A 25,172-nucleotide genomic window follows, 5' to 3' on the forward strand; every position below is an offset into this window, starting at 1 on the left:
CGGCGGGTGTCGTAACACGGTCGCACAGAATTGATGATTGTCAATAGCGACGCCTGGCTGCCGGGGCTGTTTCTCCGTGCCACCGCCCTTGCCGGCTGTCTGCCCTACCTCCTGGCGCCGGGTTCCGTGGTCCCCCCTTGCCCACCGCCTGCCGGCCGCTTCCCTCGCGCCTCGGCCCGCTCCCCGCCGCGCTGCCCGTCCTCCTCGCGCCCCGACTTCTTGCGCCCCAACTTCTCGCGCCTCGTTTCTCGCGCCTCGTTTCTCGCGCCTCGTTTCTCGCGCCTCGTTTCTCACGCCTCGCTTCTCGCGCCCCGCTTCTCGAGCCCCGCTTCTCGCTTCTCGCGCCTCCGCCCCTGGCGGTCGTCTCTGGCGGCCCTCTTCTCGCGGCTCTGCGTCTCTCCTCAGGCCCCGCCGCCAAGGACCCTGCCCGCGTCTCGCCCCAGGCCTTCGCTTCTGTGCCCCTCCGTTGCGCCTCGCCCCATGCTCCCGGCCGCCTCTCGGCCGTTCTCCTTCCGTCTCCGACCGCCGCCTGTCGGCCATTCCCCTCGCACGCGACCTCCTCCCACCGCACCGCCTCTCGTCCTGGGCTGTCGGCCGAAAGGAGGAGAGGTCGAGCAGCGACTACTGCGATAGGCGTATGCAAGTTACTGCCACGGGCCGATGTGCTCAGGCCCGTCACGGACGAGGCTTGACGCCATGATTCCTGCGTGGTCCGTCGTCGTCGCGGTGGCGCTGTGCGTGCTGTCGGCCGTGGCCTACGCGTGCGGCGCCCTGTTGCAACAGCAGGTGGCGCAAGCCCCGATGCGCGCGCTGCTGCGCAACCCGCGCTGGTGGCTGGGCATGAGCGCCAACGGCGTCGGGGCGGTGCTGCACGTGGTCGCCCTGCGCTACGGCTCGCTGACCCTCGTGCAGGCGCTCGGCGCGCTGACTCTCGTGGCCGCGGTGCCACTGGCTGCGGCCGCCGCGCGGCGCCGGGTGACTCGCACCGAGCTCACGGGCACGGCGCTGACCACCGGCGCCCTGGTTGCCCTGCTCGCCGTCACCGGCTCGTCGAGCCAGGCGCTCACCCCGCGCGCGGGTGTCGTCGTGTTGCTCGCCGCCGCCGTGATCATGGCCTGGGCTGCGCTGCGCCCAGGGCTCCCCGGGCTGGGCGCCGCCGCGGTGGGCGGCATGGGCTTCGGGGTGGCCTCGGCCCTCACCCAGGCGATCACGCTGCGCCTTGACGCCGGCGTGGTCAGCATCGCCGCCGGCGTCGCCGCGGTCGTGGGCCTCAACATCGCGGCAGTCTGGTTCACCCAACGGTCCTACCGCTCCGGCTTGGCCGCACCCCTGGCCGTCGGCACGGTGGCCAACCCCGCAACCGCCGCCGTGATCGGCGTGGTCCTGCTGGGCCAGCGCTTCCAGGCCGGCGTGGCCGGCGTCGTCATCATGCTGGCCGCTGCCGCGGTCTTGGCCACCGGCGTCTACCTGCTGGCCCAGGCCCAGTCGCAGTCGGCTGTGGCCACGCCGCACCGGGCGGCAGCGCGCGCACACGGGGCGGCAGTCGTCCCGTCGGCAGGTGCTCGTGCGACGGCAGTGCTTCCTCCGGCGCGTGCCCACGTGGCCGCTGCTACCCGATCGGCGCCCGCTGACGTGACGTCAGTCGTCCCCCCGGCACCTGCTCGCGTGGCGGCAGCTCTTTCGTCGGCGCGTGCTCTCGCGGCCGCTGCTGTCCCGTCGGCGCCCGCTCGCGTGGCCGCTGCTGTCCCGCTGTTGCGTGGTCGTGTGGCGGCCGTCGGGCCGCCGTTGCGTGCTCACGTGGCGTCAGCTGTGCCGCAATCGGGCCCGCACGTGGCCACCGCTGTCCCGCCGTTGCGTGCTCGCGTCGCCGCTGCTGTGCCACCGGTTACGGTTCGCTCGTCACGGCCTGTCTCGCAGTCGTTCAGGCTGAGCCGAGCTGAGCAGCCTGTCACGCAGTCGTTCAGGTTGAGCGGTGTTGAGCGGCCTGGTGCGCAGTCGTTCAGGTTGAGCGGTGTTGAGCGGCCTGGTGCGCAGTCGTTCAGGCTGGGCGGTGTTGAGCAGCCTGTCACGCAGTCGTTCAGGCTGGGCGGTGTTGAGCAGCCTGTCACGCAGTCGTTCAGGTTGGGCGGTGTTGAGCGGCCTGGTGCGCAGTCGTCCAGGCTGAGCGGAGTTGAGCGGCCCGTTTCGGAGTCGTTGGGGCTGGACGGTGTTGAGTGGCCTGTTTCGGAGTCGTTCAGGTTGAGCGGTGTTGAGTGGCCTGTTTCGGAGCCGTTCAGGCTGAGCGATGTTGGGCGGCCTGTCACGCGGTCGTTCAGGCTGAGCGGTGCTGAGCGAGGTCGGTTGCGTCCGTCCGTCCGTTGGGGTTCGGAGCCGGGTGGCTTTCGGATCGGCCCGGTCGCGGGCGGCCGAGCCCGTCCGGGCCGGCCCGCTGATATCGATCGCTACGGAGGTGGCGTGACAGGCACACTCGTGCGATGAACACCCTGCAGCACGCGGCTGAGCTCATCGCCGGAGCGCAACGTCTTGTCGTGTTCACCGGGGCCGGTATGTCGGCCGAGAGCGGCGTGCCCACGTTCCGCGACGCCCTGACCGGTTTGTGGGCTCGTTACGACGCCCAGGCCTTGGCCACCCCCGAGGCCTTCCAGCGCGACCCGGCCCTGGTCTGGGGGTGGTACGAGTGGCGCCGCGAACTGGTCGAACGCGTCGACCCCAACCCCGGCCACGAGGCGGTCGCCCGGCTGGACTGCACACTGATCACCCAAAACGTCGACCAGCTGCACGAACGAGCCGGCTCCGAAGACGTGCTCCACCTGCACGGCAGCCTGTTCGAGCCGCGCTGCTCAGTCTGCGCCCAGCCGGCCCCGCCTCCCCCCGGCGCGGCCGGGTCCGGTGACGGTCCGCGCACACCTCCGGCCTGCGGCAACTGCGGTTCCCCCGTACGGCCGGGGGTGGTCTGGTTCGGGGAGGCGTTGCCGGTCGACGTGTTGGAGCGGGCCGTCGAGGCTGCCGCGGCCGCCGATGTGCTGATCACCGTGGGGACGGCCGGGGTCGTCTACCCCGCGGCCGAGATTCCGCAGGTCACGGCCAGGCTGGGCGGTAGCGTGATCCAGGTCAATCCGCAGGCCACCCCGCTCGACGAGGTTTGTGCGCTCAACCTGCGGGGCACGGCCGCGGAGGTGCTCCCGAAGATCATCAGGTGAATGGTTGCAAACCTGGCGAACCGGCACCACGCACCCCTTAAGACGCGGATCATGTCGTCATGGGTGTCATGGCTTACCCCCTCCGGTACGCACTTGCCGATCTTGCCCTGGCGCTCAGCCGGGTCTCGCACGATCCTGCCGCTGTGCAGTCCACGGCCGCCCGCGCCGCCGCCGACATGATCGGGGACGGCGCGGGGGTGCAGCTCCTGCGCGACGACGGCCGCTACGACTCGATCACCTACCACCACATCGACGACGAGCGTTCGGCGTCCATGTCCCGGGTGCTGGACCACGTCGACCAGCTCCCCGACGACGACTTCTCGACCGCGCTCGCGGCCAGCCGGCGCCCCCTCGTGCTGGCCGGCGACGGCGTCGAGCCGCTGGCGGGGGAGGAGCACGAGATCCATTCGGCGGTCCTGTGTCCCGTGATCGTCGACAACACGTACGCGGGTTATCTGGTCCTGACCCGGGAGACGCCCGGCTCGTTCTATTCGACGGCTGAGGTCGAGCTGGCCCGTGACATCGCGGGTGAGCTGGCCCTGGCCTGTTCGAGCGCCCGCGCCTTGGAGCGGCTGCGGGCCAGCGAGGAGCGCTACCGCCGGGTCTTGGAGACGATCCCCGAGGGTGTGCTTCAGCTCGATGCGGACGGCGTGGTCACGTACGCGAATGAACCGATCGGCGTGGTGCTCGGCATGCCGCGGTCGCAGCTGGTCGGCGTGTCCTTGCGGGGTTTCCTCAACGACCAGGGTCAGAAGGAGCTCAACCGCCGCATCAACGAGTGCCGGGAGGGTCGTTCCACTGTCGGCGGCACCCGGTTGATGCGCGCCGACGGGTCGCAGCGCAGCGTCCGGATCAGCATGATGCCGCTGATGGGCGATCACGGCGAGTTCACCGGCGTGGTCTGCATGGTCACCGACACCACCGACCACATCGACGCCCGCGGGCTCAAGCGCCAGCTCGACCATCTGCGCCGGCTCGACAGCCTGGGCCAGCTGATCGGTGGCATCTCGCACGACTTCAACAACCTGTTGACCGTGGTCGGCGGCTCGGCCGAGATGATCTCGTCGTCGAGCGAGCAGGACAGCCAGCACCACCGCCTGGCCACCGACATCCTCGAGGCCGTCGGCACGGGGCGTTCGCTGACTCACCAACTGCTGGCGTTCGGCCGCAGCGACGGCAACCGCCCCGAGATCATCCCGATTCCCGACCTGCTCACCGACGTCCAATCTTTGTTTTCCCGTACGCTCGGCGAGCACATCGGTCTGGACCTGGCTTTCGGTCCGGATGTCTGGGCGGTGCGCGCGGAGCGTGGCCCGTTGGAGCAGGCCTTGGTCAATTTGGCCGCCAACGCCCGCGACGCCATGTTGCACGGCGGCATGTTGCGGGTGGCCGCCATGAACGAGGTCGTCGAGCCGGGTAAGGGCCCCGAGGGCATGCCCGCCGGCAAGCTGGTGCACATCGTCATCACCGACACCGGCGTGGGCATGACCGACGAGGTGCGGCAGCGCGCCCTCGAACCGTTCTTCACCACCCGGCCCACGGCGGCGGGTCTGGGCTTGGCCACCACGGCCGGCATCGTGCAGGGCATCGGCGGCCACATCGAGCTGGAGTCGGAGCCGCGGATGGGCACCACGGTCCACCTCTATCTGCCCGCGGCCGAGGAGAAACCCGCCTCGGGCACGGGTCGTCAGGGCGCGCCCACGGTGATCGGCCGGGTCCTGATCGTGGAGGATCAGCCCGAGGTGGCGCAGCTGGTGCAGCGTCTGATCGAGCCGGCCGGGTACGCCATCACGGTCGCCACCGACACGTTGCAGGCTGTAAGTTTGGTGGCCGCGGGTCAGCACCCGGACCTGCTGATCACCGATGTGGTGATGCCCACGATGACCGGCCCGGAGCTGGCCAACGCGCTGCGCACCCACCGGCCCGACCTACCGGTGCTCTACATGTCGGGTTACACCGCGGCGTCGCTCGGGCCGCAGCTGCACCTGGACGACAACAGCATGCTGATCGAGAAGCCGTTCACGAGGTCGACGCTGCTCGGGGCTATTCGCACGCTGGCCGGCACCCAGCCGTCCAGTGCTCCGAACGACCCCGCCACGGCCAAGTAACGGGAATAGCGCGACTCCGACCGAAGGTGCGAAACCGGGCGTAAGGGCTTGCCAATCGATCCGGACAAAAAGCAATATTCCGGGGCACTGTCCGCTTCGGAAGGACCTTCGAGTGACCCAGGATCGCACGTCGGATCGGTCGAGCGCCGGAGTACGCGCCGACACGTACGGCACGTCGACCATGGACCTGAGCGGGCGGTGCGTCGGCAGCTCGTACGTGCTCCAACGCCCCATCGGGCAGGGCGCGACCGGCACGGTGTGGGAGGCGCTGGACCAGACCTCCGGCACGCCGGTGGCGGTGAAGCTGCTGCACGAGAGCCTGCTGCGGCAGCCCAAGCTGGTCACCCGGTTCGTGCAGGAGCGCACGATCCTGCGCATGCTGCGACACCGCAACGTCGTACGGGTGCGCGACCTGTTCAGCGTGGGCGAAACCCTCGGCCTGGTGATGGATCTGGTCAGCGGGGGCAACCTGCGCGACCTGCTGCGCGAGCAGCACACCGTGCCGCCGGGCGAGGCGGCCCGGCTCACCGCGCAGGTCGCGGCGGCGCTGGCCGAGGCGCACGACCTGGGCGTGGTGCACCGCGACCTCAAGCCGGACAACATCCTGCTGGCCGTCGAGAACGGCCGCCCCGACACCCGGCTGACCGACTTCGGCGTGGCCCGGATCCTCAACACGCCCAGCATGACCACGCCCAACGCGGTCGTCGGCACTCCGCACTACATGTCGCCCGAGGCGTTCCACGGCGCCACGGCCAACCCCGCCACCGACGTGTACGCGCTCGGCGTGCTCCTCTACGAGCTGGTCAACGGCCATCCGCCGTACCTCAGCGACTCGATCCCCGACCTGATGCGCCGCCACCTCGAAGGCAATCCCGTACGCCGCCCCGGCATCCCCGGCCCGATCTGGGACGTGATCATGGCGTGCATGGAGCAGAAACCCCGGCTCCGTCCCAGCGCCGCCGAACTGGTGGCCGACCTCTCCGACGCCGCCCGCCGCTTCGCTGACGTGCCCGCCATGCCCGCGCCGTCGCTGGACTCGCTGTATGACGGGCCGTCCCGCCGCCCCGCGCCGATCCTGCAACCAGCCATCGACCCCGTACGGTCCGAGCCCCTGCTGCCGCCGCACCCCGCCTCGATCCCCGCTCCGCGCCGGCCGTCCCCGTCGCGCCGCAACGCCGTCCCGAGCTGGCGCTGGGCCCGTCCCGGGGCCACCATGTCTTTGATCGCGGCCGCGATGGTCGCCTCCGCCGTCGCCACCACGGCCTGGCACATGGGCCGAGCCGACGACGAACGCCGCGACCTGGCCGTGCCCGCCGTGGTCATCGCGCCCCTGTCGCAGGCGCCCTCGTCCCGTTCCGTCCCGACGGTGGCTCAGCCCCGCGCGGCCACGCCCACGTCCAGTCGCACCCTGACCGGCCATTCCCGTCCGCTCCCGCCACCGGTGGTCACCCCGAGGGCCTCGCCGGCGGCTCCTTCCGCCGTACGGGGAAAGCCCGCCGCGCGGCCCGCCGCGAAGCGGACGCCGACCCGATCGCCGCAGCCCGAGGCCAAGCCGTACGGCCCCTGGGAATGCAGCACGGGCGTGGCGGTGGACTGGTCGACCAGGACCGGCGTCGTCGCCAAGCCGTGCCGCATGACCGGTCGCGACGTCCGCTACCAAGCCTCGCTCACCGGCGCCGCGGGCGCGCGCGGTCGCATCACCATCGTCCTGCGGGAAAGCCGCACCGGCCGCACCGTGGGCACCCCGAAGACCTGCGACAACCTCGACTTCTCCGGCGAGCGCATTGCCACCCGCAGCTGTGGCCCCGCCGCGGTCAAACCCGCACGGGGCCGCAGCTACGCGGTGGTCGTCTCGTTCAGCTACATGCGCGAGGGCCGCACCCTGACCGGCGAGTCCCGCGGTGAGAGCTTCACCTGGTAAATCCGCGGGCCGGCCGGCGCTACCCGGGGCTTCGTCAGGCCCGCAGGCCGCTCAGGAGGCGGCCCACGTCGGTACGGGCCGCCGCGAGGGTCTGTTCCGGCGTTGCCGACTCGGCGATCGTTGCCGCCGCCTCGCAGACGGCACCCAGCACGAGCCTGGTGCGCAGGTCGTCGTCGCCCGCGCTGAGTTCGCCCGCTTCGCGAAGGCGCGTGAACGCGGAGCGCAGCAGGCCCGCGGTGTGCCGATCCTCGACGTCGCGGATGGTCGCCCGGTCGAGCACCCGCGGGCCGTCGACGACGACGATGCGTTGCAGCTCGGGCTCGGCGACCGCGGTCAGGAACTCGGCCACGCCGGCTTCGAGCTTTCCCCAGGCATCACCGGCGGTGGTGACGGCGGCCACCGTACGGGCGGCGATCCGCTCGTGGGCGGCGGCGTAGACGGCGAGGAACAGTTCGTGCTTGCCGCCGAAATGGTGGTAGACCGCCCCCTTGGTCAGGCCCGCGGCCTCGGCCACGGCGTCGAGCTTGACGCGGTCGAAGCCGGCCGACCCGAACGCGGCGGTCGCGCGGGTGAGCAGCTCGGCGGTGGTGCCGGCGGATCGTTCGGCCTGGGTGCGGCGCGAAGGCAAGGGACTTCCTCGTCTTGACACGGCAATCGGGACGCCTCAATGATACATACCAAAGGTACGTACTCAAAGTATGTAAATGGAGGTCGCCATGGCTGATTTCGTCGATCGATGGGCCGCGTTCTGGGCCGCGCCCGACCCGGCCCGGGTGGGCGACCTCGCCGCGACCGACATCGAGCTGCGCTATCCCGGCCTGCCGGAGCCACTGCGCGGCGTCGAGGCCTGGCGTGCGCGGGTGGCGTCGATCGTGCAGCGCTTCCCCGACGTCCGGCTCACCGTCACCGCGCACGCCACCGCGGACGACCTCTGCTTCGTGAGCTGGCGCGGCACGGCCACCGCGGCCGGAAACCCGATCACCTGGGAGGGCATCGACCGCATGCGTCTGCGCGACGGGCTGGTCGTCGATTCGCTGGTCGCCTTCGACACCGCCGGCCTGCGCCCGGCCGTCTGAGACCCGGTCAGCGCTCCGCGACGGCGCACAGGCCGCAGTCACGGAGATCAGAGACGTCCGGGAAGCTCGGCATCGGTCCTTCACGCGGGCGGAAATACATTCGCGGGGTTCTGTGTTTCGGCCTATCGTGATCCACATGTTCGCACTCGGTCTGCAGCTGCCCCTCGCGGCGGCTCCCGTGTGCGTGTTCTCGCTCAGCGGCGCCGATACGCGAATCTGACCCTTCCCCACCAGCAGCAGAACCGTAGGGGGAGGGTGGTCGGACCCTGCGCGGTTCTGGCGCGTCCCTGCTTGGCAACAGGCGCGCAACCCACATTGCCCTTACATCCAGTGAGGACTGAGAAGATCATGGCCAAGAGCCAGTTCGTTCGTACGAAGCCGCACGTCAACATCGGCACGATGGGGCACGTCGACCACGGGAAGACGACCCTCACCGCCGCCATCACGAAGGTCCTCGCCGACCGCGACCCGGCCTCCAACCGGTACGTGGCGTTCGAGGGCATCGACAAGGCCCCGGAGGAGGCCGCCCGCGGCATCACCATCACCATCGCGCACGTCGAGTACGAGACGCCCAACCGGCACTACGCGCACGTCGACATGCCGGGCCACGCCGACTACGTGAAGAACATGATCACGGGCGCGGCTCAGGTCGACGGGGCGATCCTCGTGGTGAGCGCGCAGGACGGCTCGATGCCGCAGACCCGCGAGCACGTGCTGCTGGCCCAGCGGGTCGGTGTGCCGCACCTGGTGGTGGCGCTCAACAAGAGCGACGCCGTGGACGACCCGGAGCTGCTCGACCTGGTCGAGCTCGAGGTCCGCGAGCTGCTGAGCGAGTACGGGTTCCCCGGTGACGAGGTGCCCGTCGTGCGGGTCAGCGCGCTCAAGGCCCTGGAGGGCGACCCGCGGTGGGTGAAGTCCATCGTGGACCTGCTCGACGCGGTCGACGAGTACGTGCCGATTCCGCCCCGTGAGCTGGGGGAGCCGTTCCTGATGCCGATCGAGAACGTGCTCACCATCAGCGGCCGCGGCACCGTGGTCACGGGCAAGGTCGAGCGGGGCACGCTGCGCGTCGGCGAGCCGGTCGAGGTTGTCGGGCTCGGGCCGACCATCGCGACGGTGGCGACCGGGCTGGAGACGTTCGGCAAGTCGCTCGAGACCGCCGAGGCCGGTGACAACGCGGCGATCCTGCTCCGTGGCATCAAGCGCGAGCAGGTGGAGCGCGGTCAGGTGGTGGCGATCCCGGGTTCCGTGACCCCGCACCAGAAGTTCGAGGCGCGGATGTACGCCCTGACCAAGGAGGAGGGTGGCCGGCACACTCCGTTCGAGGCGAACTACCGGCCGCAGTTCTACTTCCACACCACCGACGTGTCCGGCGGTATGGACCTCGGTGACGTCGACCTGGTCATGCCGGGCGACACGCTGGACAAGGTCACGGTGACGCTCGGCAAGCCGGTCGCGCTCGAGGTGGGCGTCGGTTTCGCCGTACGGGAGGGGAACCGGACGGTGGCCGCGGGCACCGTCACGGCGCTGCTCGACTGAGATGATCGAGGGGCGGCCGGCTTCACGGCCGGCCGCCCCTCTGCGTCGGGAAGAGAAGCAGTGCGAGCAGCATCAGCGGAATCACCACGGTCATGGTGGGAGCGAGGCCGATCCGGTCGGCGACCCCGCCGATCAGGGCCGGGCCGAGCAGAATCCCGCTGTACGTGAACGTGGTCAGCCGGGAGACCAGGGCTGCGGCCGAGGCGCCGGGCAGCCGCCCGACGGCGCTGAACGTCAGCGGCACCAGCACCGAGGAACCGAGCCCCGCCAGTGCGAACCCCGCCACGGCCACCCCGGGGTGCGGCGCCAGGACCCCGATCGTGAACCCGCAGGTGGCGATGGCCGCCCCGACCCGGAACAGCCGGTTGCGATCGGTGAACCGGTCCCCGGCCAGCCGGCCCAAGGCCTGCGCGCCGGTGTAGGCCGTGATCCCCACGGCGGCCAGGCTCAGCGACGCGCCGCGTTCCTCGTGCAGGAAGATGCCGCCCCAGCCGAGCGCGGCCCCCTCGCAGATCATCAGCGCGGTCGCGGTCAGACCGAGCAGGACCAGCGGACGGCTCCAGCCCGCTCGCGCCGGCGCGGAGGTCTCGGAGCGGCCGCTGTCCGGCAGCCGGCGTGCGGTGATCATTCCCGCGAGCAGCAGGACGGCAGCGGCCGTGATCAGGTGCACTGTCAGGGAGACGCCGGCGTGGGCCAGCGCGGCTGTGGACAGCGACGCGATGACCGCGCTGATGCTCCAGGCCGCGTGGCAGCCGTTGAGGATCGGGCGACCCGCCGCGCGTTCGACTGCCACCGCGCTCGCGTTCATCGCCGCGTCGGTGGCGCCGTGCACGCCGCCGAGCACGGCCGCCCCGGCCAGGTACCAGCGCGGGCCGGGCGCGACGGCCAGGCCGGCCAGCAGCAGAGGCATGACCGCGAGTGCGCAGGCGAGGATCGTACGGGTGCCGATCCTGGCGGCCAGCGGCCCGACTGCTTGCATGCAGACCAGCGCGGCCAGGGCGAACAACAGCCCGGACAAGCCGAACAGGGCGTCGCTCAGGGCATGGGTGCTTTTGAACGAAGGGGCGCGCACGATGTAGGTGGACAGCGTCAGGCCGTTGAGGAAGAAAACGGCGGTGACGGCCCATCGGCGGTCCAGTCGGGTGTCGATCACGCGGGCCTCCCGGTCCGAAGACGTAATACATGTCTCCGACGAACGGCGAGACCCCGATCCGGACCGGCGCGGGATCTACAGTTGCCGCGTGATGTTGCCGCTGCCCGAGGGCGAGTTCGACGCGTACCTGTTCGACTGTGACGGCACCATCGCCGATTCGATGCCGATTCACTATCTGGCCTGGCAGCGGGCGCTGGCCGAATACGGCGCGACGTTCCCCGAGGAATTGTTCTACGCGTGGGGCGGCCGCACCCCGGTCTCGGTGATCGAGGACCTGAACGAGCAGCAGGGCCTGGCCATGCCGGTCGACCTGGTCGACGAGCGCCGCGAGCAGGTCTTCCAGCAGTTGCTGCCCGACGTGCGAGCGGTCCCCGAGGTTCTCGAGCACATTCTTTCCTCGTACGGGACATTGCCGTTCGCCGTCGTCTCGGGCAGCAGCCGGGAATCGGTGACGGCGTCGCTGAACGCGCTGGGCCTGCTCGACCGGTTCGACGTCATGGTGTGCGCGGGCGATTACCTGAACGGCAAGCCCGACCCGGAGTGCTTCCTGGCCGCGGCGCGCCTGCTGGGCGTTTCTCCCGGGCGCTGCCTGGTCTTCGAGGACACCGATTTCGGGGTGCAAGCGGCCGCGGCGGCCGGGATGGCAGCCGTACGGGTGCCGCCACCGTGGCAGCGGCACCCGTCGGGCGTCAGCTCAGCGTGAGGTAGTCCAGGTTGAAGCCACCGGTCTCGCAATGGACGGTGAGCAGCTGGTCCCCGGCGGCCAGGGTCACCGGCACGTGCACCGACTGGTAGGCGGCCCACCCACCCGTGTCCGGCACCGAGACCGTGGCCAGCTTGGCGCCCGCGGCGTCGCGGAACGAGATCGCGTCGGTGGCCACCGCGCCCGTGCCGTTGGCGACGCGCAGCTCCAGGTCGTACGTCCCGGCCCGGGCGACGTCGACGCGGTAGCTCAGCCAGTTGCCCGGGGCGGTCCAGCCGACGTTCTTGCCCCCGCTGGCCCCCGCGTTGCTCTCGACGAAGCTGGCGCCGCCCTCGGTCCAGCCGTTCTGCGCGGCGTACGACTCGGCTTCCACCCGTACACCCACCGGAGCGCCCTTCGGCTTCACGGTGACCTCGACCGTCACCGTGTCGCGGGCCGCTCCGTCGGTGACGTGGAAAGTGAGCCGCTGGGCTCCCGCGGTGGTTGGCTTGAGCGTGACCACACCTGTGGACGCGTCCACCGACACACCTGTGGACAAGTCGGTGGCGTAGTAGGCCAGGCGGTCGCGATCACGGTCGGTGGCCGACAGGCGGAACAGGGTGGTGGCGTACTGGTCGACTGTCAGCGGCGGGACCTCGCGCAGGATCGGGGCATGGTCGCGGCGGGGCGGGTCGGCCCTCCACTGATAGGTGGCGTACGCGTTGGCGGGCACAGTGACCAGCTGCGTTTCGTCGCCCAGGACGATACGGACGACCTTCTGGGCCCCGGAGTTGGCCAGGATCGCCGTGAACCGGTCGCCGTCGCGGTAGACGACGTTGCTCACGCCCGCGGCGGGGGCGCTCGACTCGACGCGGACGTCGCGCGGGCTCAGGTAGCGGGCGAACTGGCCGAGTGGGTAGAGCTCATCCCGTACGGAGAAGGTCCGGGTCTCGGTGTTGACCTTGACGAGGCGATCGGGCCACTTGGTGGTGCGGCCGACCTCCTCCCAGTCGACGTTGTTGTCGCGCTTGTCGGTCCAGTGCAGTGTGCCGCCGGTCTGGTCGGTGGCCTGCGCCCACAGGGTGTAGCTGCTTGCGTTCAGCCGGAAGTAGCTGAGCACCGTGGCCGGGTTGAGGTCGCTCGTCTCGGTCATGTGCACAGGCTTGCCGAACTGTTGATAAGCGTCGCGCATGACTGCCGGGTCACCCCAGTACGGGTGGAACGCGATCGCGTCAGCCGCCTGCCGGGTCTTCGGGTCGTTGAAGATCCGGTAGTAGTTCTTGGTGGCCGTGCTGTTCGGGTCGCGCCAGTCCCAGAAGTTGAAGTCGTGCACGTAGAGCTGGGCTTTCACGTGGGACCGGCGGAACTCACGCTTGATCGCGACGGCCAGCTTCTGCTGCTGCTCGACGCTGATGTCCATGGCCGGGTAGACGACGTCCATGCCCGGCTCGTTGAGCATCGTGATCGCGTCAATGGTGATTCCATGTTGACGCATTGACTGGATGTACTTGACGTAATAGCGCGCGAACACGTCGATGCAGTCGTCCCGCAGCCGGCCGACCTGGTAATGCTCGGTCGTGCTGCCCGGCTTGAGCGCCACCTCACCGGTGAACCGGTTGTTGGTCTTCATCCAGGCCGGCGCGCTCCAGGCCGACGCGAAGAACGTGGCCTGCGGGTTGTACTTCTGGATCAGCTTGATCGTGTCGACCATGTGCAGGTCGATGTCGCGCTGGATCGAGAAGTACTTGAGCTCGAAGTCCTCGGTCACCCCCGGCGGCAACTCGTCGTACGACCAGAAAGGCAGATGCTCGATCAGGTCGGGGCTGCCGATGGTCAGCCGGAACCGGTCGAACCCGGCCCCCTCCCTGGGGTCGACCAGGAGCTTGACGGCCCTCTCACGCTCGGCCGGGGTCAGCTTCCACAGGTTGGAGACGCTGGTCTCGTCGATCGAGAACCCGATGCCGCTGTAATGCTGCCGCTGCTGAGACGGGTCGACCACCACCGTGGCATCGGGTTGCGCGCCGCGCGGGGTGGTGGGCAGCGGGGCCCAGGCGTCAGCCGCGCCGGTCGAGTAGCTGCCGGTCACCCGCGGCTTGGCTGCGCCGGCCGCCGGGCCGTCGCCCCGCTGAGTTCCGGCCGCCGTTGCGGGCTGCCCGGCCAGCAGGGTTATCGCCGTCGACGCCACGGCCAGCGCCGCGGTCATGGATCGCTTCACCAGGTCTCCCCCAGAGATAGATCAATCGCTATCTGCCAGGAGAGTTTATTGATACCTTTAACTAACACGCAACGCCGTCGAAACGCTCCCTCCCTCCCTCCCTCCCTCCCTCCCTCGCGAGCGGCCCGTCCGGCCACCGTGGACTATCGAGGCGGACATCCTCGGACTCCTTGCGCGGACATCCCCGAAGTTGACCGCGCAGCCACCGCGTCCTGCGCCCGCCGGCGTCCGCGGGTCTCGCCGCGGCTGCGTCCGCGTCTCTCGCCTACGCTTGCGCCTGCACCCTTGCCTGCGGCTGCGCCTCTCGTGCACGCCGGTGTCGTCGCCTGGGCCTGTGCTTCTCGTGCACGCCGGTGTCCTTGCCCTGGGGCTGCGCCTCTCGTCTACGCCTGGGCCTGCGCCTCTCGTGCACGCCCGTTTCCTCGCCGGTGCCTGCGTCTCTTGCCGCGCCCGGGAGGCCGTCGTCGAACAGGCTCTACTCCTGCGCTTCGCCCTATGCTGACGCTGCAGGTCGGGTGTTGCGCCCCAACTGCACCCTGGTGCTCACCCTGTGACGGCGTCCGGTGGCCCGCCTGCGCACGTCGATATTCGATATTGCATGTAGCTCTAACCCGCGCCGTGTGTCGGCGTCCGGGTGTTTGCGCATCGCGCCGAGGACCTCGAAGCGCGCGCTGTGTCGGTGTTCGGTGTGGGGCCTCACGTCGGCATCGCGTAGTTCGTTCCGCGCGCTGTGCCGGCGTTGGGCCTTGGAACTCATGCCGCGCTGTGCCGGCGTTCCGTATCGCGCGTAGCTGGTGCCCTGCGCCGTGTCGGTGATCGGTGTTGTGCGTAGCTCGTGCCACGCGCCCGGGTCGGCGTCCGAATGGTGCACGTTGCGGCGGGCCTCGAAGCTCGTGCCGAGCGCCGTGTCGGTGTTCGCGGTTGGCCGTTGCGTCGGCGTCTCGCAGTTCGTGCCCACGCCGGTTGGCGTGCGGTGTTGCGGGCTGCCGTATTTGCGGCGCGTCCGGGCTCGCCCCGTGGGGCGGACCCGGGCGCGGTTGAGCCGTGTGGTCAGCGGGCGAGAGCGAGGCCCTGCTTGTCGGAGAACTTGCCGATGATGATCATGATGAAGTCGATAAGCGCCCAGACGCCGAAGCCGCCCAGGGTGACCAGCATGAGCAGGCCGGTCCCGATCTTTCCGACGTAGAAGCGGTGGGCGCCGATCACGCCGAGGAAGAAGCTGAGCAGCAGGGCGACAACCCAGGACTTCTGGCCGGTCGCAGCAGTGGTCGTGGCAGTCATATCTATGTCCGTTCTGAGGGTCGGCTTGAAAAGCTGCCGCACCATAGCGAACGCCGCTGTCTGTCCACAACGGCAGGTCAGCCGCGGTTTGAGGCCCTCACCGATGGGTGATGCATCGTCGTGCTGAGGAACCGGTCGGCGCGGGAGACGGTCACAGCAGCACCGCCTCGACGGCCGAGTCAGCCAGGCGCGCAGGAATTGGCCGGCGGTGGGAGATGGCCGTGCGCTCGGGGTCGCCAATGGGCGCAGATGGCCGTGTGCTGGGGAGTGTCCAGCGGCGGGGGTGTGGTCACCCGCTGAGGTTTGAGCGACCGGCCGGGGACGGCGCGAATATTTCGAGAACGTGACAAGACATCGATGGCTTGCGATGATGGGAGCGCTCCCAGCGGATGGGAGGTGGCGCTGGGCGGGGATGACGGTTTGTCCGACGGCGGCAGCGCCTGGGATTGACGAGAGGGTGACCATGTCATCGAGATTGAGGAAGGCCGGGCTCGCGTTCCTCGCCGCGACCGTGGCCTTCGCCGGCACGTACGGCGTGACCAGGTCCGCCTCGGCGGACGCAGTGGCCCAGTTGAACGCGTCGCAGCTGGTGGCCGACATGGGTGCCGGCTGGAACCTGGGCAACTCGCTGGAGGCCAACAACAACGGCATCCCCGGCGAGACGGCCTGGGGCAACCCGGTGGTGACCCAGGCGCTCATCGACCGGGTGCGCGCGTCGGGTTTCAAGACGATCCGGATTCCGGTCTCGTATCTCGGCAACATCGGGGCCGGCCCGAACTACACGGTGAACGCGGCCTGGCTGAACCGGATCCAGGAGGTCGTCGACTACGCCCACAGCCGCGGGCTGTACGTGCTGATCAACATGCACGGTGACGGCTACAAGACCGTCACGGGGTCGTGGCTCATCTGCGACGCGGCCGACCAGACCACGATCAGGGACAAGTATCAGAAGGTCTGGCAGCAGGTGGCGACCAAGTTCCAGAGCTACAACGACCATCTGATCTTCGAGTCGATGAACGAGAACTTCGACGGCCAGTACGGCAACCCGACTCAGCCGTGCTACTCGAACATCAACGCGTACAACCAGATCTTTGTGGACACCGTACGGCGGACCGGTGGCAACAACGCGGCGCGCTGGCTGCTGACGCCCGGCTGGAACACGAACATCGACCACACGGTGGGCAGCGGCTTCGTGCTCCCGACCGACCAGTACAGGTCGTCCACCATCCCCGCCAACGAGCAGCGGATCATGATCTCCGTCCACTACTACGACCCGTGGGACTTCGCGGGTCAGGAGGACGGCACCATCACGCAGTGGGGGCCGGGCGCGACCAACCCGGCCAAGAAGTCGACGTGGGGTCAGGAAGACTTCATGGACGGCCAGTTGAAGAAGGTGTACGACAAGTTCGTTTCGCGCGGCTATCCGGTGTTCGTCGGTGAGTACGGCTCGATCGACAAGACGACGTACGACTCCACGAACAACCGCTACCGTGCGGATTACGCGCGCACCCTGGTCGCCACGGCCAAGAAGTACGGCGCGGCCACCGCCTACTGGGACAACGGCTGGAACGGGCAGCACGGTTTCGGCCTGTTCAACCGCAGCTCCGCCACGGTGACCCAGCAGGGCATCATCGACGCCATCATGGGCGCCGTCGGTGGCACCCCACCCACCACGCCGCCCGCGACCACACCCCCGGCGACGACTCCGCCGCCCACCACACCCCCGGCGACCACCCCGCCCGCCACCACCCCGCCTGCGGGTAACGGGGCCTGCCGGATCAGCAGCACGGTCAGCGCCTGGAACTCCGGCCTGACCAACTCCATCACGATCACCAACACGGGCACCGCCGCCGTCAACGGCTGGTCGTTGGCCTTCACCCTGGCCGCCGGGCAGACCATCGTCGGCGGGTGGAACGCCGCCTACGCGCCGTCCAGCGGCACGGTGACCGCGACCAACGTCAGCTACAACGGCACGCTGGCGCCGGGTGCCTCGACGAGCATCGGCTACCAGGCCAACCACACGGGCAACGCCGCCGCCCCGACGGGCTTCCGGCTCAACGGCGTCACCTGCAACTGACCTCGTCACCCCACCGAGAAAATCTGGTGTCCAGAACCTAGACTTTCTCGGTGGGGGCAGGTAACGTTGCCTCCGTTAATGCAGATATCGGGATAAAACGCCGATAAGCGGACCGAGCGTCAAGCAGGGCCCGGATCACTCCGTGGCTCGCCCGGCCGCCGCGGTGGAAGCCTCACCGCGAGCAAGGTAAGTACGAGCAAGGAAGGCAAGACCCGAGGAAGAGCACGACAAGACCTTGACGTCATTCCAGGTCAGGGCAACCGCAGGCGGGGCCGATGCAGGTTCGGGGCTCAGCCTGAAGCAACAGGGTGCGGGGGCCATGAAGTCGCGTGGGCTCCGGCACCGGCAGTCAAGTGAAGAGAAACAGAGGAAAGGGAGGGCTGAACACCGTTGGATCGCCCGCCGCCAGGACGTTGTCCGAGTCGCGCGGTGGACACCGTAGTCCCATCGAATGAGAGGTGGTCTCCGGTCACGCTTATGCGATCCTCGCACCCCATATCGCCCATAGCGATGCGGTGCGGAAAAGAGAACCCGGCGAACCTGCCGGTAGATGGTGGTTTCAACCTGTAATCCCGGGCCCCGGCGCGTCAGCGCCGGGGCCCTCGTCATGGAGAAATGTATGGCCCAGTCCGAGGACATGCTCGGCGACGACGACTATCCCGCCTACACCATGGGCCGCGCCGCGGAGATCGTGGGCGCCTCGCAGGATTTTCTGCGCCGCCTCGACGAGGCCAAACTGTTCACCCCGTTCCGCTCGGCCGGCGGCCACCGCCGATACTCCCGCTATCAGCTGCGACTCGCCGTACGGGCCCGGGAGATGGTCGACCAGGGCACCGCGCTCGAGTCCGCCTGCCGGATCATCATCCTCGAGGACCAGCTCGAGGAGGCTCTCGAGCTCAACCGCAAACTTCAGGGCGGCGAGTAGGGCGAAGGCCGTCGGCCACGAACCCCCCCCCCGGCGGGGTGTGGCCGCCGGGGGTCAGGGCGCCAATGAGGGTGGCGGGGGCTGACGGTCAGGCGTCCAGGTCGCGCTCGCGGATGGCGGTGGTCAGGGACTTCAGGAACGCGGGGTTGTCGTCGGGGGCCACGAACACCGGGCGTGCCCGCAGGGGGACGGCGGTGACCGGGCGGCCCTTGACGAACCACGCGATCGCCCCGATCGGGGAGATCAGCAGGATGGCGAACATCCACGCCGCCCAAGGTGCGGTGCGGATGGCGCTCTCGTCGGCGCGGAGGCAGTCGACCAGGGCGATGAGCACCAGCGCGACGTCGAGCATCAACAGCAGAGCGATTACCTGAGCCATGACGAAGACGATCCTGGTCGTCGGCGTGATCCAGCGGTCCCGGACGGGTGCGTTTAGGGAGGTGCGCATCCAGCGGAGGCGCACCCGCCCGGGAGGAACTCTGACGGTGGCTACAGCGCGCTGACCAGGGCGGGCAAATAGCCGTTCGTGTAGCCGGCGAGGTTGGGGTGGAAGGAGTTCTGCGGCGGCACCACGGTGAGGCCGTGCAGGTAGGGGTTCGCCGAGCAGATGCCGTGGCCGGCGAACTCGTCGCGTACGTCGGAGAACGTGAGACCGGCCGCTGCGGCCCGGGCCGCGATCACCTCGTTGAGCACCTGGGCGCCCTCGTTGAGCGAGCGCCGTTTGGCCAGGCTCATCCCGATGATGCCGCACGACGCCGACGAGGTGTCGAACAGCGCGGGATAGCCCAGGACGATCACTCGCGCGCCGGGGGCCTTGCGCTTGATGGCCGCGTACGTCGCGTCGAGCTTGGCCGGCAGCGTGGAGGTGATGTCCGTACGGGCCGAATTGACCTTGGCCGCGCAGGCGGCGTCGGTGCCGGTCTGGCAGCCCAGCACGGTCGAGGCGAAGCCCGCGTCGTTGCCGCCGATCGTGATGCTGATCAGGTCGGCCGACCGGCTCAGGAACGGCACTTGCAGGTTCCGTACGTCGGAGGTCTCGGCGCCCCCGCAGCTGAGGTCGGTGAAGGATTGGGGTTGGTTGCGCGCCGCCCACTGGCCCGGGTAACCCTGGGCGCTGCGGAAGCACAGGATGCTCTGGCCGGGCGCGCCGACTCCCGAGGAGTAGGAGTCGCCGAGCGCGACGTAGTCGATCGACGAGGCCGCGCGGGCGGGTGCGGCCAGGGTGAACGTCAACAGGGTCGTGACGACCAGACAGGCTAGGAGGGATAGGCGTCTGCCCATGGGATGGCCTCCGGTCCGGGTGGGAGAGGAAGCCGGAGCGCTCCGGTTACCGAACGGTAATTCAGGTCGCGAACAAAAGACAGACGGTGACTTTGCCGTTACGGAGTAGTAACGTGCATCGATGTGACCTGCGTCGATGGCTGGTCGTGACAAGAGATTCACACGAGTGCCACAGCCGATCTTCAGGCTGTCCTCAGGCCGTGCGACTACGTTCCTCACATGGAAGAAGAACGGGCACGGCGGATCGTCGACACGCTGCGAGCGCGCAACGTCTTCGCCCATGTGAAGCTGCCGCAGGCGGGCATCACGCAGTACGGCATTCGCGTCACGCTCCCCGACGGCCGCGAGGCGATCTGGGACAACGACGGCACGGCCGGTCTCGAGGCCCAGATCATGCGTAACGGCATCCTCGTCGGCTTCGTCCCCTCGATTCCCGAGTCGGAGAATTTCGGCGACGGCCAGATCATCGAGGCGATCGCCACCGCCGACTACGACCGCCCGGTCGGCCGGTCCAGCCCGTCGTCGTCACCGCGCCCGGCCCCGTCGTCCCGGCCACCGGCGCCGGTGTCCCTGGCCCAGCGGCTGAGGAGCGGCTTCCGTAACTAGGGCCCGCCATTGAAGTACCAGGGCCGGCGATCAGGAGTCCGGATTGATCATGTCGATCAGGCGGTCCAGCGCCACCGGCCACAACTCCGGCGTGAGGTTCGCGAGCAGCGTCTCAGCGAGCGCGTGAGCCACCATGTCGATCTGTTCTTGCACCTGGGGATCAAGGGGAGCGGGCGGCGCCGGCGGTTCGGGGGAAGGGGGTTCCTCCACCGCCGGCGCCGCGATGGCGACAGGCTCCCCGGCCGGCAGGTCCTCGGGTGCGCCGACGAGGTGCAGGTGGCCCGTGGCCCGGGTCAGCGCCGTGTAGAGCAGCCGATGCCCGCGCGGGTCGTCGTCGACAATGAACCCGGGCTCGACCACGATCGCCGCGTCGAACTCCAGCCCCTTCGCCTCGTGCGGCCCCAGCAGCGTGATCGCCGGGCTGCGTTCGTCGCCGGGAGCCGTACGCCAGGGCAATTCCTCGGCCCGCAGCAGCGCCTCCACCTCCTCGCGGCAGCGCGCCGGGCAGATGATCGCCACCGAGCGCCCGTCGGCGGCGTGATCGGCCGCGGCCGCCACCACCACACCGGCCCTGTTCTCGGGGTCGACCGGCGCGATCATCGGGTCGGCCGGCCCTTCCCGTACGGTCGTGGGCGGCTGCACGCTCGGCGCCGCGGTGGGCAGCAGCTCGGCCGCCAGCTCGAAGATCTGCCGCGGCACGCGATAGCCGAACCGCAGCTCGCGGTGCACGTGCGGCATCTCCGAGGGCAGGTGCGCGAGCACGTCGTGCCAGTCGTCGCGGGCCCACGGCCCGGTCGACTGGGCCATGTCGCCGACCACGGTCAGCGAGCCGTTGGACGAGCGCCGCGAGATCGCCCGCAGCTGCATGGGGGAGAGGTCCTGCGCCTCGTCCACCACCACATGGGCGTACGTCTGCGGCTCCTGACCCGACAGATGTTCGGCCTCGTCCAGCAGCGGCAGGTCGGCCTCGCCGAACGGGGGCTCCTCGCCGTCCAGCCGGTACAGCGCGTTGATCTCACGGTCGGTGAACTCGCCGCCGGCCGCCGCGGTCAGCAACGCCCGCGAGCCGAACAGCTCGGTCAGGAACGTCGGCGCGTCGAACTCCGGCCACAACCGATCGGCCAGCATGTCGGCGGCCTCGAGGATCAGCCGCGGGTCCTGGGTGCCCGACACCAGCGCGGCCCGCAGCAGGCGCCGCCGGTCGCTCGGGGTCGCCTCACTCGCCTTGGCCGTGGTCATCACGCGTTGGATGGTCGCCGGGTCGAGGGTCACCACCTGCCCCCGTACGGCGATCAGGGCCGGCACTTTGGCCCGCTGCTCGCGGTGTTTGTCGAGCGCGCGGCCGAGCAGACCGGCCATCCGCGCCTCGCCCTTGAGCCGGGTCACGTGCGGCGCCTCGGGACGGCCGGTGGACGCCTTGGGCAGCAACCCCTCGATCGAGCTGTGCGCCACCCCTGCGCAGCCCCACGCGTCGAGCAGGCCGCGGGTGCGCTGGGCGAAGGCGTACGACGGCCCCACCACCAGCACCTCGGGCGCGCTCAGGCCCAGGTCGGGCTGGCCGAGCAGCCAGGCCACCCGGCGCAGCGCGGTGTCGGTCTTGCCGGTGCCCGGCCCGCCCTGAATGATCAGCACGCTCTCGGGCGCCGTACGGATCAGCTCGTCCTGGTCGGCCCGGATGGTGGCCACGAAGTCCGGCCCGGCCTCGGCGACGGCCGTGGCCATCTCGGCCAGCAAAGGGTCGTCGGGCGGGCCCTCCCCGGCGGTCAACGTCAGCTGCCTTCGAGCGGCACTTCGAGCCGTACGCTGCCCCGTAGGTCGAGGAAGACCCGATCGGGCGCGCGCACGACGGTGACCACGACGTCCCCGCAGCTCGGGCAGCGCGCCACCAGGCCCGGGGACTGGTGCCACAGCAGCAGCGTGCCCACCGCGTCGGCGTGGGTGCAGCCCGCGCACACATAGCGCGCCGCCGTCACGTCCACGGCGAAGATCTCGCGCAGGTCACCGGCCATCGCGTTGCCGTCGAGCGGTGTCCCGTTCGTCACGACGTACCCCCGAAGCGTTCGGTGCGGATCCGGCGCGGGTCGTGACCGAGCGCCACCAGGATGTCGGCGGCGGTCTCGACGAACGTGGTGGGACCGCAGACGTAACAGTCCGGCTCGAAGTCCGGCGGCCAACCGTACGTGTTCAGCGCGGCCACGTCGATCCTCTTCGGGGGCGAGGGCCATCCGTCGGGAGTCTTGCGGGTGTAGACGTAATGGACGTCCAGACCGGCGTCATCCCGTACGCGTCGGCGCAGCTCGTCGGCGTAGAGCACATCCTCCGGCGTACGGACCGAATAGAGCAGCCGGAAGGGTTGCCGCGCGCTCGCCGTGGCCCGGGCCCGCACCATCGCCATCAGCGGCACCACGCCTGAGCCGCCCGCCACCAGCAGCACCGGCGCCGGCTGCTTGTCACGCCAGACGAACCAGCCGCCCACCGGGCCGCGCAGCTCGATCTGCTCGCCCGGCTCGACCACGTCGGTCAGGTAGGGCGACACCTCGCCGTCGTCGAGCCGCTGGATCGTCAGCTCGACCCTGCCCTCGGGGTGCGGCCAGGCCGAGGCGATCGAGTAGCTGCGCTGCGCGCGATACCCGTCCTCGGCCGTCAGCCGCACGTCGATGTGCTGGCCGGGCAGGTGGCCCGGCCAGTCCGGCACGTCGAGCACGAGCGTGCGCGCCGTCGGCGTCTCCCACCGGGCCTCGGCCAGCGTGGCCGCCCGCCAGGTCAGTCGCCCTGATACCGCTGTTCGCGCCATGGGTCTCCGTACATGTGATAGCCCGCGGCCTCCCAGAAGCCGGGCTCATCCTCATTCATCAGCTGCAGGCCGTTGACCCACTTCGCCGATTTCCAGAAATAAAGGTGCGGAACGACGAGCCGGGCCGGGCCGCCGTGCTCGGGTTCGAGGTCCTCACCATCGAACTTGTACGCGATCCACGCCTTGCCGTCGAGGAGATCTTCCATCGGTACGTTCGTGGTGTATCCGCCGAAGCTGTGCACCATCGTGTAGTCGGCGGCCGACTCGACGTTCTCCAGCAGGGTGTCGAGCGAGACACCGCGCCAGGTCGTGCCGAGTTTCGACCACTTGGTCACGCAGTGGATGTCGACCGTGACGTCCTCGGCCGGCAGCGCCTGGAACTCCGTCCAGTTCCAGCTCGTCTTCTCGCCGGTCTCGGTGGTGACGGTGAAGCGCCAGCGATCGAGCGGGATGCGCGGGGTAGGCCCGGCCGACAACACCGGGAAGTCGTGCGTCAGATATTGACCGGGCGGCAGGCCGGGCACCGACTCACGCCGCCGGCCGCCGAATCCCCTGGAGATGATGCCCATGGTTGAGAAGTAAACCGCATGATCATTTCCTGGGACAGCGCTCTCAGAGCCGGATCACGTCACTAATCGTCCCGGCCACGACGACCCGGTGGTCCAGGCCGGGGACAAGTCCGTCAAAACGTGCCACCTTCGTCGCGGTGCAGGTCAGGATCGTCGTCCACTCCTCGCCGTCCCGCCGCTGGATCTGGACGGGAACGCCCTCGACGCCGAGGACGAACACGGCGAGCCGGCCGGCGCCGGGACGGACCAGCCGGATCACCGGGCCCTCCGGAGTGGCCGGCGCGGGTGTGGGCGTAGCGGTGGTGGTCGGGGCAGGCGTGCCGGTGGTCGGTTCAGGCGTGGCGGTGGTCGGGGCAGGCGTGGGCGAGGCGGTCGTCGGGACGGGCGTCGCCGTGGTGATCGCCGGGGCCGGCGCGGGCTCGGCCGACGGGGTGGTCGTGGGTCCGGCAGCGGGTCCGGTCGTCGGCTCGGTGGTCCCGGGCGCGGTCGCCTCCGGCGTGGGCTCGGTGGACGGGCCGGCCGGAACCAGGGTGGCCAGCGCGGCGGAGGCGTCGATGCGGCCCGCTCCGAAGTCGGCGTCGCGGCCGGGCGCGCCCAGGTCGACGGCGGAGGCGGTGATCGCGTGCTCCACCTGGTCCGGCGTGAGACCCCGGTCGGCCCCCTTGAGGAGCGCGGCCAGGGCGGCCACGTGCGGTGACGCCATCGAGGTGCCGTTCATCCGGCCGTAGCGGTAGCCCGGGTACGTGCTGGTGATGTCGCTGCCCGGGGCGGCCACGTCGACGTAGTCGCCGCGGTTGGAGTAGACGGCCACGGAGTCGTCGGCGGCGGTGGCGGCCACCGCGATCACGCCCGGGTCGGCCGCGGGGTAGGCGGCAGGGCTGCCGGAGCGGCGCATGTTGCCGGCCGCCGCGACGACCACGACACCCTTGCCGCGGGCGTACGCGACGGCGTTGGTCACCGCGCCGACCTGATCGGTGGCGCTGACCGAGAGGTTGATGACGTCGGCGCCGTGGTCGGCCGCGTACGCGATGCCGTTGGCCACGTCCGACATGTAACCGGTGCCGTTGGGTCCGAGCACCCGTACGGGCAGGATCGACGCGTCCGGAGCCATCCCCGCGATGCCCTCGCCGTTGCCGGTCAGAGCCGCGATCGTGCCGGCCACATGGGTGCCGTGTCCGTACGGGTCGGTCGAAACGCCCTCGGTGCCGGTGATGAAGTCGGCGCCGGGCAGCACGTGCCCGGCCAGGTCGGGGTGCGCCGCGTCCACGCCGCTGTCGATCACGGCCACGGTCACGCCGGCGCCGGTCGAGCGGGGCCACGCGCCGTCCACCCGTACGCGGGCCAGATCCCACTGCTCGGGCAGCAGCGGGTCGACGGCGGCCGCCCGTACTTCGACATCGGTCTCGACACTGACCGCGCCGGGCGCCCGCTGCCCCTGCGCGATCAGGACCGAGGCGGTGGCGCGGTCGGTGGCGGTGCGGACCGACACGACGGGCCGGCCCCGGTTGATCGAGGTGGTCACCACCCGTACGGGACGGGTCGGGGAGACGGCGGCCGGGAGCAGGCGCTCGGGCTGCGCACGGAGACCGTGAGTGACCGGCTGCCACACCGGCTCGCGCTCGGGCTGCACGCGGAGCCCGTGAGTGATCGACTGCCACACCGGCTCGTTCCCGGGCATCGACAGGGTGACCCCGCCTGCCATCGCACCGAACACCAGGAGACCCGCACCGAGCTTCCGCACGCCT

General features: G+C 70.0%; 21 protein-coding genes. 10 read left to right on the top strand and 11 right to left on the bottom strand.

From position 1 onward, the window contains the following. Positions 1–696 precede the first annotated feature (696 nt). The 4 genes from BKA14_RS40895 (at position 697) to BKA14_RS40910 (ending at position 7,229) form a co-directional block, all read left to right on the top strand. Positions 697–2,478: a DMT family transporter gene (locus BKA14_RS40895; protein ID WP_184956083.1), complete on the top strand. Its 1,782-nt coding sequence runs from the start codon at positions 697–699 to the stop codon at positions 2,476–2,478. Then, the gene (locus BKA14_RS40900; protein ID WP_184956084.1) at positions 2,475–3,200 is read left to right on the top strand and encodes an SIR2 family NAD-dependent protein deacylase; all 726 of its coding nucleotides are present in this window, start codon (positions 2,475–2,477) and stop codon (positions 3,198–3,200) included. Before BKA14_RS40895 ends, BKA14_RS40900 begins: the two co-directional genes overlap by 4 nt. A gap of 68 nt (positions 3,201–3,268) precedes the next feature. Beyond that, positions 3,269–5,308 (top strand): hybrid sensor histidine kinase/response regulator, encoded by a 2,040-nt coding sequence (locus tag BKA14_RS40905; RefSeq protein WP_239092652.1) that lies wholly within the window; start codon positions 3,269–3,271, stop codon positions 5,306–5,308. 112 nt (positions 5,309–5,420) lie between these two features. Continuing rightward, the gene (locus tag BKA14_RS40910) at positions 5,421–7,229 is read left to right on the top strand and encodes a serine/threonine-protein kinase (protein WP_239092651.1); all 1,809 of its coding nucleotides are present in this window, start codon (positions 5,421–5,423) and stop codon (positions 7,227–7,229) included. Positions 7,230–7,263: 34 nt separating this feature from the next. Here the strand turns inward: BKA14_RS40910 and BKA14_RS40915 are convergent, their stop codons facing one another. After that, on the bottom strand, positions 7,264–7,857 hold the full coding sequence (locus BKA14_RS40915) for a TetR/AcrR family transcriptional regulator (RefSeq protein ID WP_184956086.1): 594 nt from the start codon (positions 7,855–7,857) through the stop codon (positions 7,264–7,266). An 88-nt stretch (positions 7,858–7,945) separates the two neighbouring features. Here BKA14_RS40915 and BKA14_RS40920 point away from each other — a divergent pair, with 88 nt between their 5' ends. Together BKA14_RS40920 and tuf are read left to right on the top strand one after the other, a co-directional pair. Further along, on the top strand, positions 7,946–8,305 hold the full coding sequence (locus tag BKA14_RS40920) for a nuclear transport factor 2 family protein (protein ID WP_184956087.1): 360 nt from the start codon (positions 7,946–7,948) through the stop codon (positions 8,303–8,305). Between the two features lie 348 nt (positions 8,306–8,653). After that, positions 8,654–9,844 carry an elongation factor Tu gene (tuf, locus tag BKA14_RS40925; protein ID WP_184957250.1) on the top strand — a complete coding sequence of 397 codons (1,191 nt, stop codon included), beginning with the start codon at positions 8,654–8,656 and terminating at the stop codon, positions 9,842–9,844. Between the two features lie 22 nt (positions 9,845–9,866). Here the strand turns inward: tuf and BKA14_RS40930 are convergent, their stop codons facing one another. Beyond that, complete coding sequence (locus tag BKA14_RS40930) at positions 9,867–10,997, bottom strand: MFS transporter (protein WP_184956088.1); 1,131 nt, start codon at positions 10,995–10,997, stop codon at positions 9,867–9,869. A gap of 91 nt (positions 10,998–11,088) precedes the next feature. Here BKA14_RS40930 and BKA14_RS40935 point away from each other — a divergent pair, with 91 nt between their 5' ends. Beyond that, positions 11,089–11,700, top strand: a complete 612-nt coding sequence (locus BKA14_RS40935; RefSeq protein ID WP_221478616.1) for an HAD family hydrolase — start codon at positions 11,089–11,091, stop codon at positions 11,698–11,700. Here the strand turns inward: BKA14_RS40935 and BKA14_RS40940 are convergent. Then, positions 11,687–13,894 carry a carbohydrate-binding protein gene (locus BKA14_RS40940; RefSeq protein WP_239092650.1) on the bottom strand — a complete coding sequence of 736 codons (2,208 nt, stop codon included), beginning with the start codon at positions 13,892–13,894 and terminating at the stop codon, positions 11,687–11,689. The genes BKA14_RS40935 and BKA14_RS40940 overlap by 14 nt on opposite strands. A gap of 1,050 nt (positions 13,895–14,944) precedes the next feature. Beyond that, positions 14,945–15,175 (bottom strand): TM2 domain-containing protein, encoded by a 231-nt coding sequence (locus BKA14_RS40945; RefSeq protein ID WP_184956090.1) that lies wholly within the window; start codon positions 15,173–15,175, stop codon positions 14,945–14,947. A 463-nt stretch (positions 15,176–15,638) separates the two neighbouring features. Between BKA14_RS40945 and BKA14_RS40950 the strand changes: the two genes are divergently transcribed. Further along, positions 15,639–17,252: a cellulase family glycosylhydrolase gene (locus BKA14_RS40950; RefSeq protein WP_184956091.1), complete on the top strand. Its 1,614-nt coding sequence runs from the start codon at positions 15,639–15,641 to the stop codon at positions 17,250–17,252. Between the two features lie 619 nt (positions 17,253–17,871). Beyond that, on the top strand, positions 17,872–18,177 hold the full coding sequence (locus tag BKA14_RS40955) for a MerR family transcriptional regulator (RefSeq protein WP_184956092.1): 306 nt from the start codon (positions 17,872–17,874) through the stop codon (positions 18,175–18,177). A gap of 88 nt (positions 18,178–18,265) precedes the next feature. Here BKA14_RS40955 and BKA14_RS40960 read toward each other — a convergent pair whose 3' ends face one another. Both BKA14_RS40960 and BKA14_RS40965 read right to left on the bottom strand, forming a co-directional pair. Further along, positions 18,266–18,556, bottom strand: a complete 291-nt coding sequence (locus tag BKA14_RS40960; RefSeq protein ID WP_184956093.1) for a PLD nuclease N-terminal domain-containing protein — start codon at positions 18,554–18,556, stop codon at positions 18,266–18,268. 110 nt (positions 18,557–18,666) lie between these two features. Beyond that, positions 18,667–19,458: an SGNH/GDSL hydrolase family protein gene (locus tag BKA14_RS40965; RefSeq protein WP_184956094.1), complete on the bottom strand. Its 792-nt coding sequence runs from the start codon at positions 19,456–19,458 to the stop codon at positions 18,667–18,669. A gap of 219 nt (positions 19,459–19,677) precedes the next feature. On the opposite strand from BKA14_RS40965, the gene BKA14_RS40970 reads away from it, so the two are divergent. Further along, positions 19,678–20,064 carry a hypothetical protein gene (locus BKA14_RS40970; RefSeq protein WP_184956095.1) on the top strand — a complete coding sequence of 129 codons (387 nt, stop codon included), beginning with the start codon at positions 19,678–19,680 and terminating at the stop codon, positions 20,062–20,064. A gap of 30 nt (positions 20,065–20,094) precedes the next feature. On the opposite strand, the gene BKA14_RS40975 is transcribed toward BKA14_RS40970, so the two are convergent. Genes BKA14_RS40975 through BKA14_RS40995 form a run of 5 tightly spaced genes read right to left on the bottom strand, consistent with a single transcriptional unit; the run spans position 20,095 to position 25,168 of the window. Further along, entirely contained in the window at positions 20,095–21,831 is a 1,737-nt protein-coding gene (locus BKA14_RS40975) for a UvrD-helicase domain-containing protein (RefSeq protein WP_184956096.1), read from the bottom strand. 2 nt (positions 21,832–21,833) lie between these two features. Next, positions 21,834–22,106 carry a DUF6510 family protein gene (locus BKA14_RS44765; protein WP_239092649.1) on the bottom strand — a complete coding sequence of 91 codons (273 nt, stop codon included), beginning with the start codon at positions 22,104–22,106 and terminating at the stop codon, positions 21,834–21,836. After that, positions 22,103–22,858 (bottom strand): ferredoxin reductase, encoded by a 756-nt coding sequence (locus BKA14_RS40985; RefSeq protein WP_184956097.1) that lies wholly within the window; start codon positions 22,856–22,858, stop codon positions 22,103–22,105. The genes BKA14_RS44765 and BKA14_RS40985 overlap by 4 nt, the downstream gene beginning before the upstream one ends. Beyond that, positions 22,828–23,427, bottom strand: coding sequence for a sulfite oxidase-like oxidoreductase (locus BKA14_RS40990; RefSeq protein WP_184956098.1), 600 nt, complete (start codon positions 23,425–23,427; stop codon positions 22,828–22,830). The genes BKA14_RS40985 and BKA14_RS40990 overlap by 31 nt, the downstream gene beginning before the upstream one ends. 43 nt (positions 23,428–23,470) lie before the next feature. Next, the gene (locus BKA14_RS40995; protein WP_239092648.1) at positions 23,471–25,168 is read right to left on the bottom strand and encodes a S8 family serine peptidase; all 1,698 of its coding nucleotides are present in this window, start codon (positions 25,166–25,168) and stop codon (positions 23,471–23,473) included. Positions 25,169–25,172 lie beyond the last annotated feature (4 nt).

The sequence above is a fragment of the Paractinoplanes abujensis genome, from assembly GCF_014204895.1.
Lineage (GTDB): Bacteria > Actinomycetota > Actinomycetes > Mycobacteriales > Micromonosporaceae > Actinoplanes > Actinoplanes abujensis.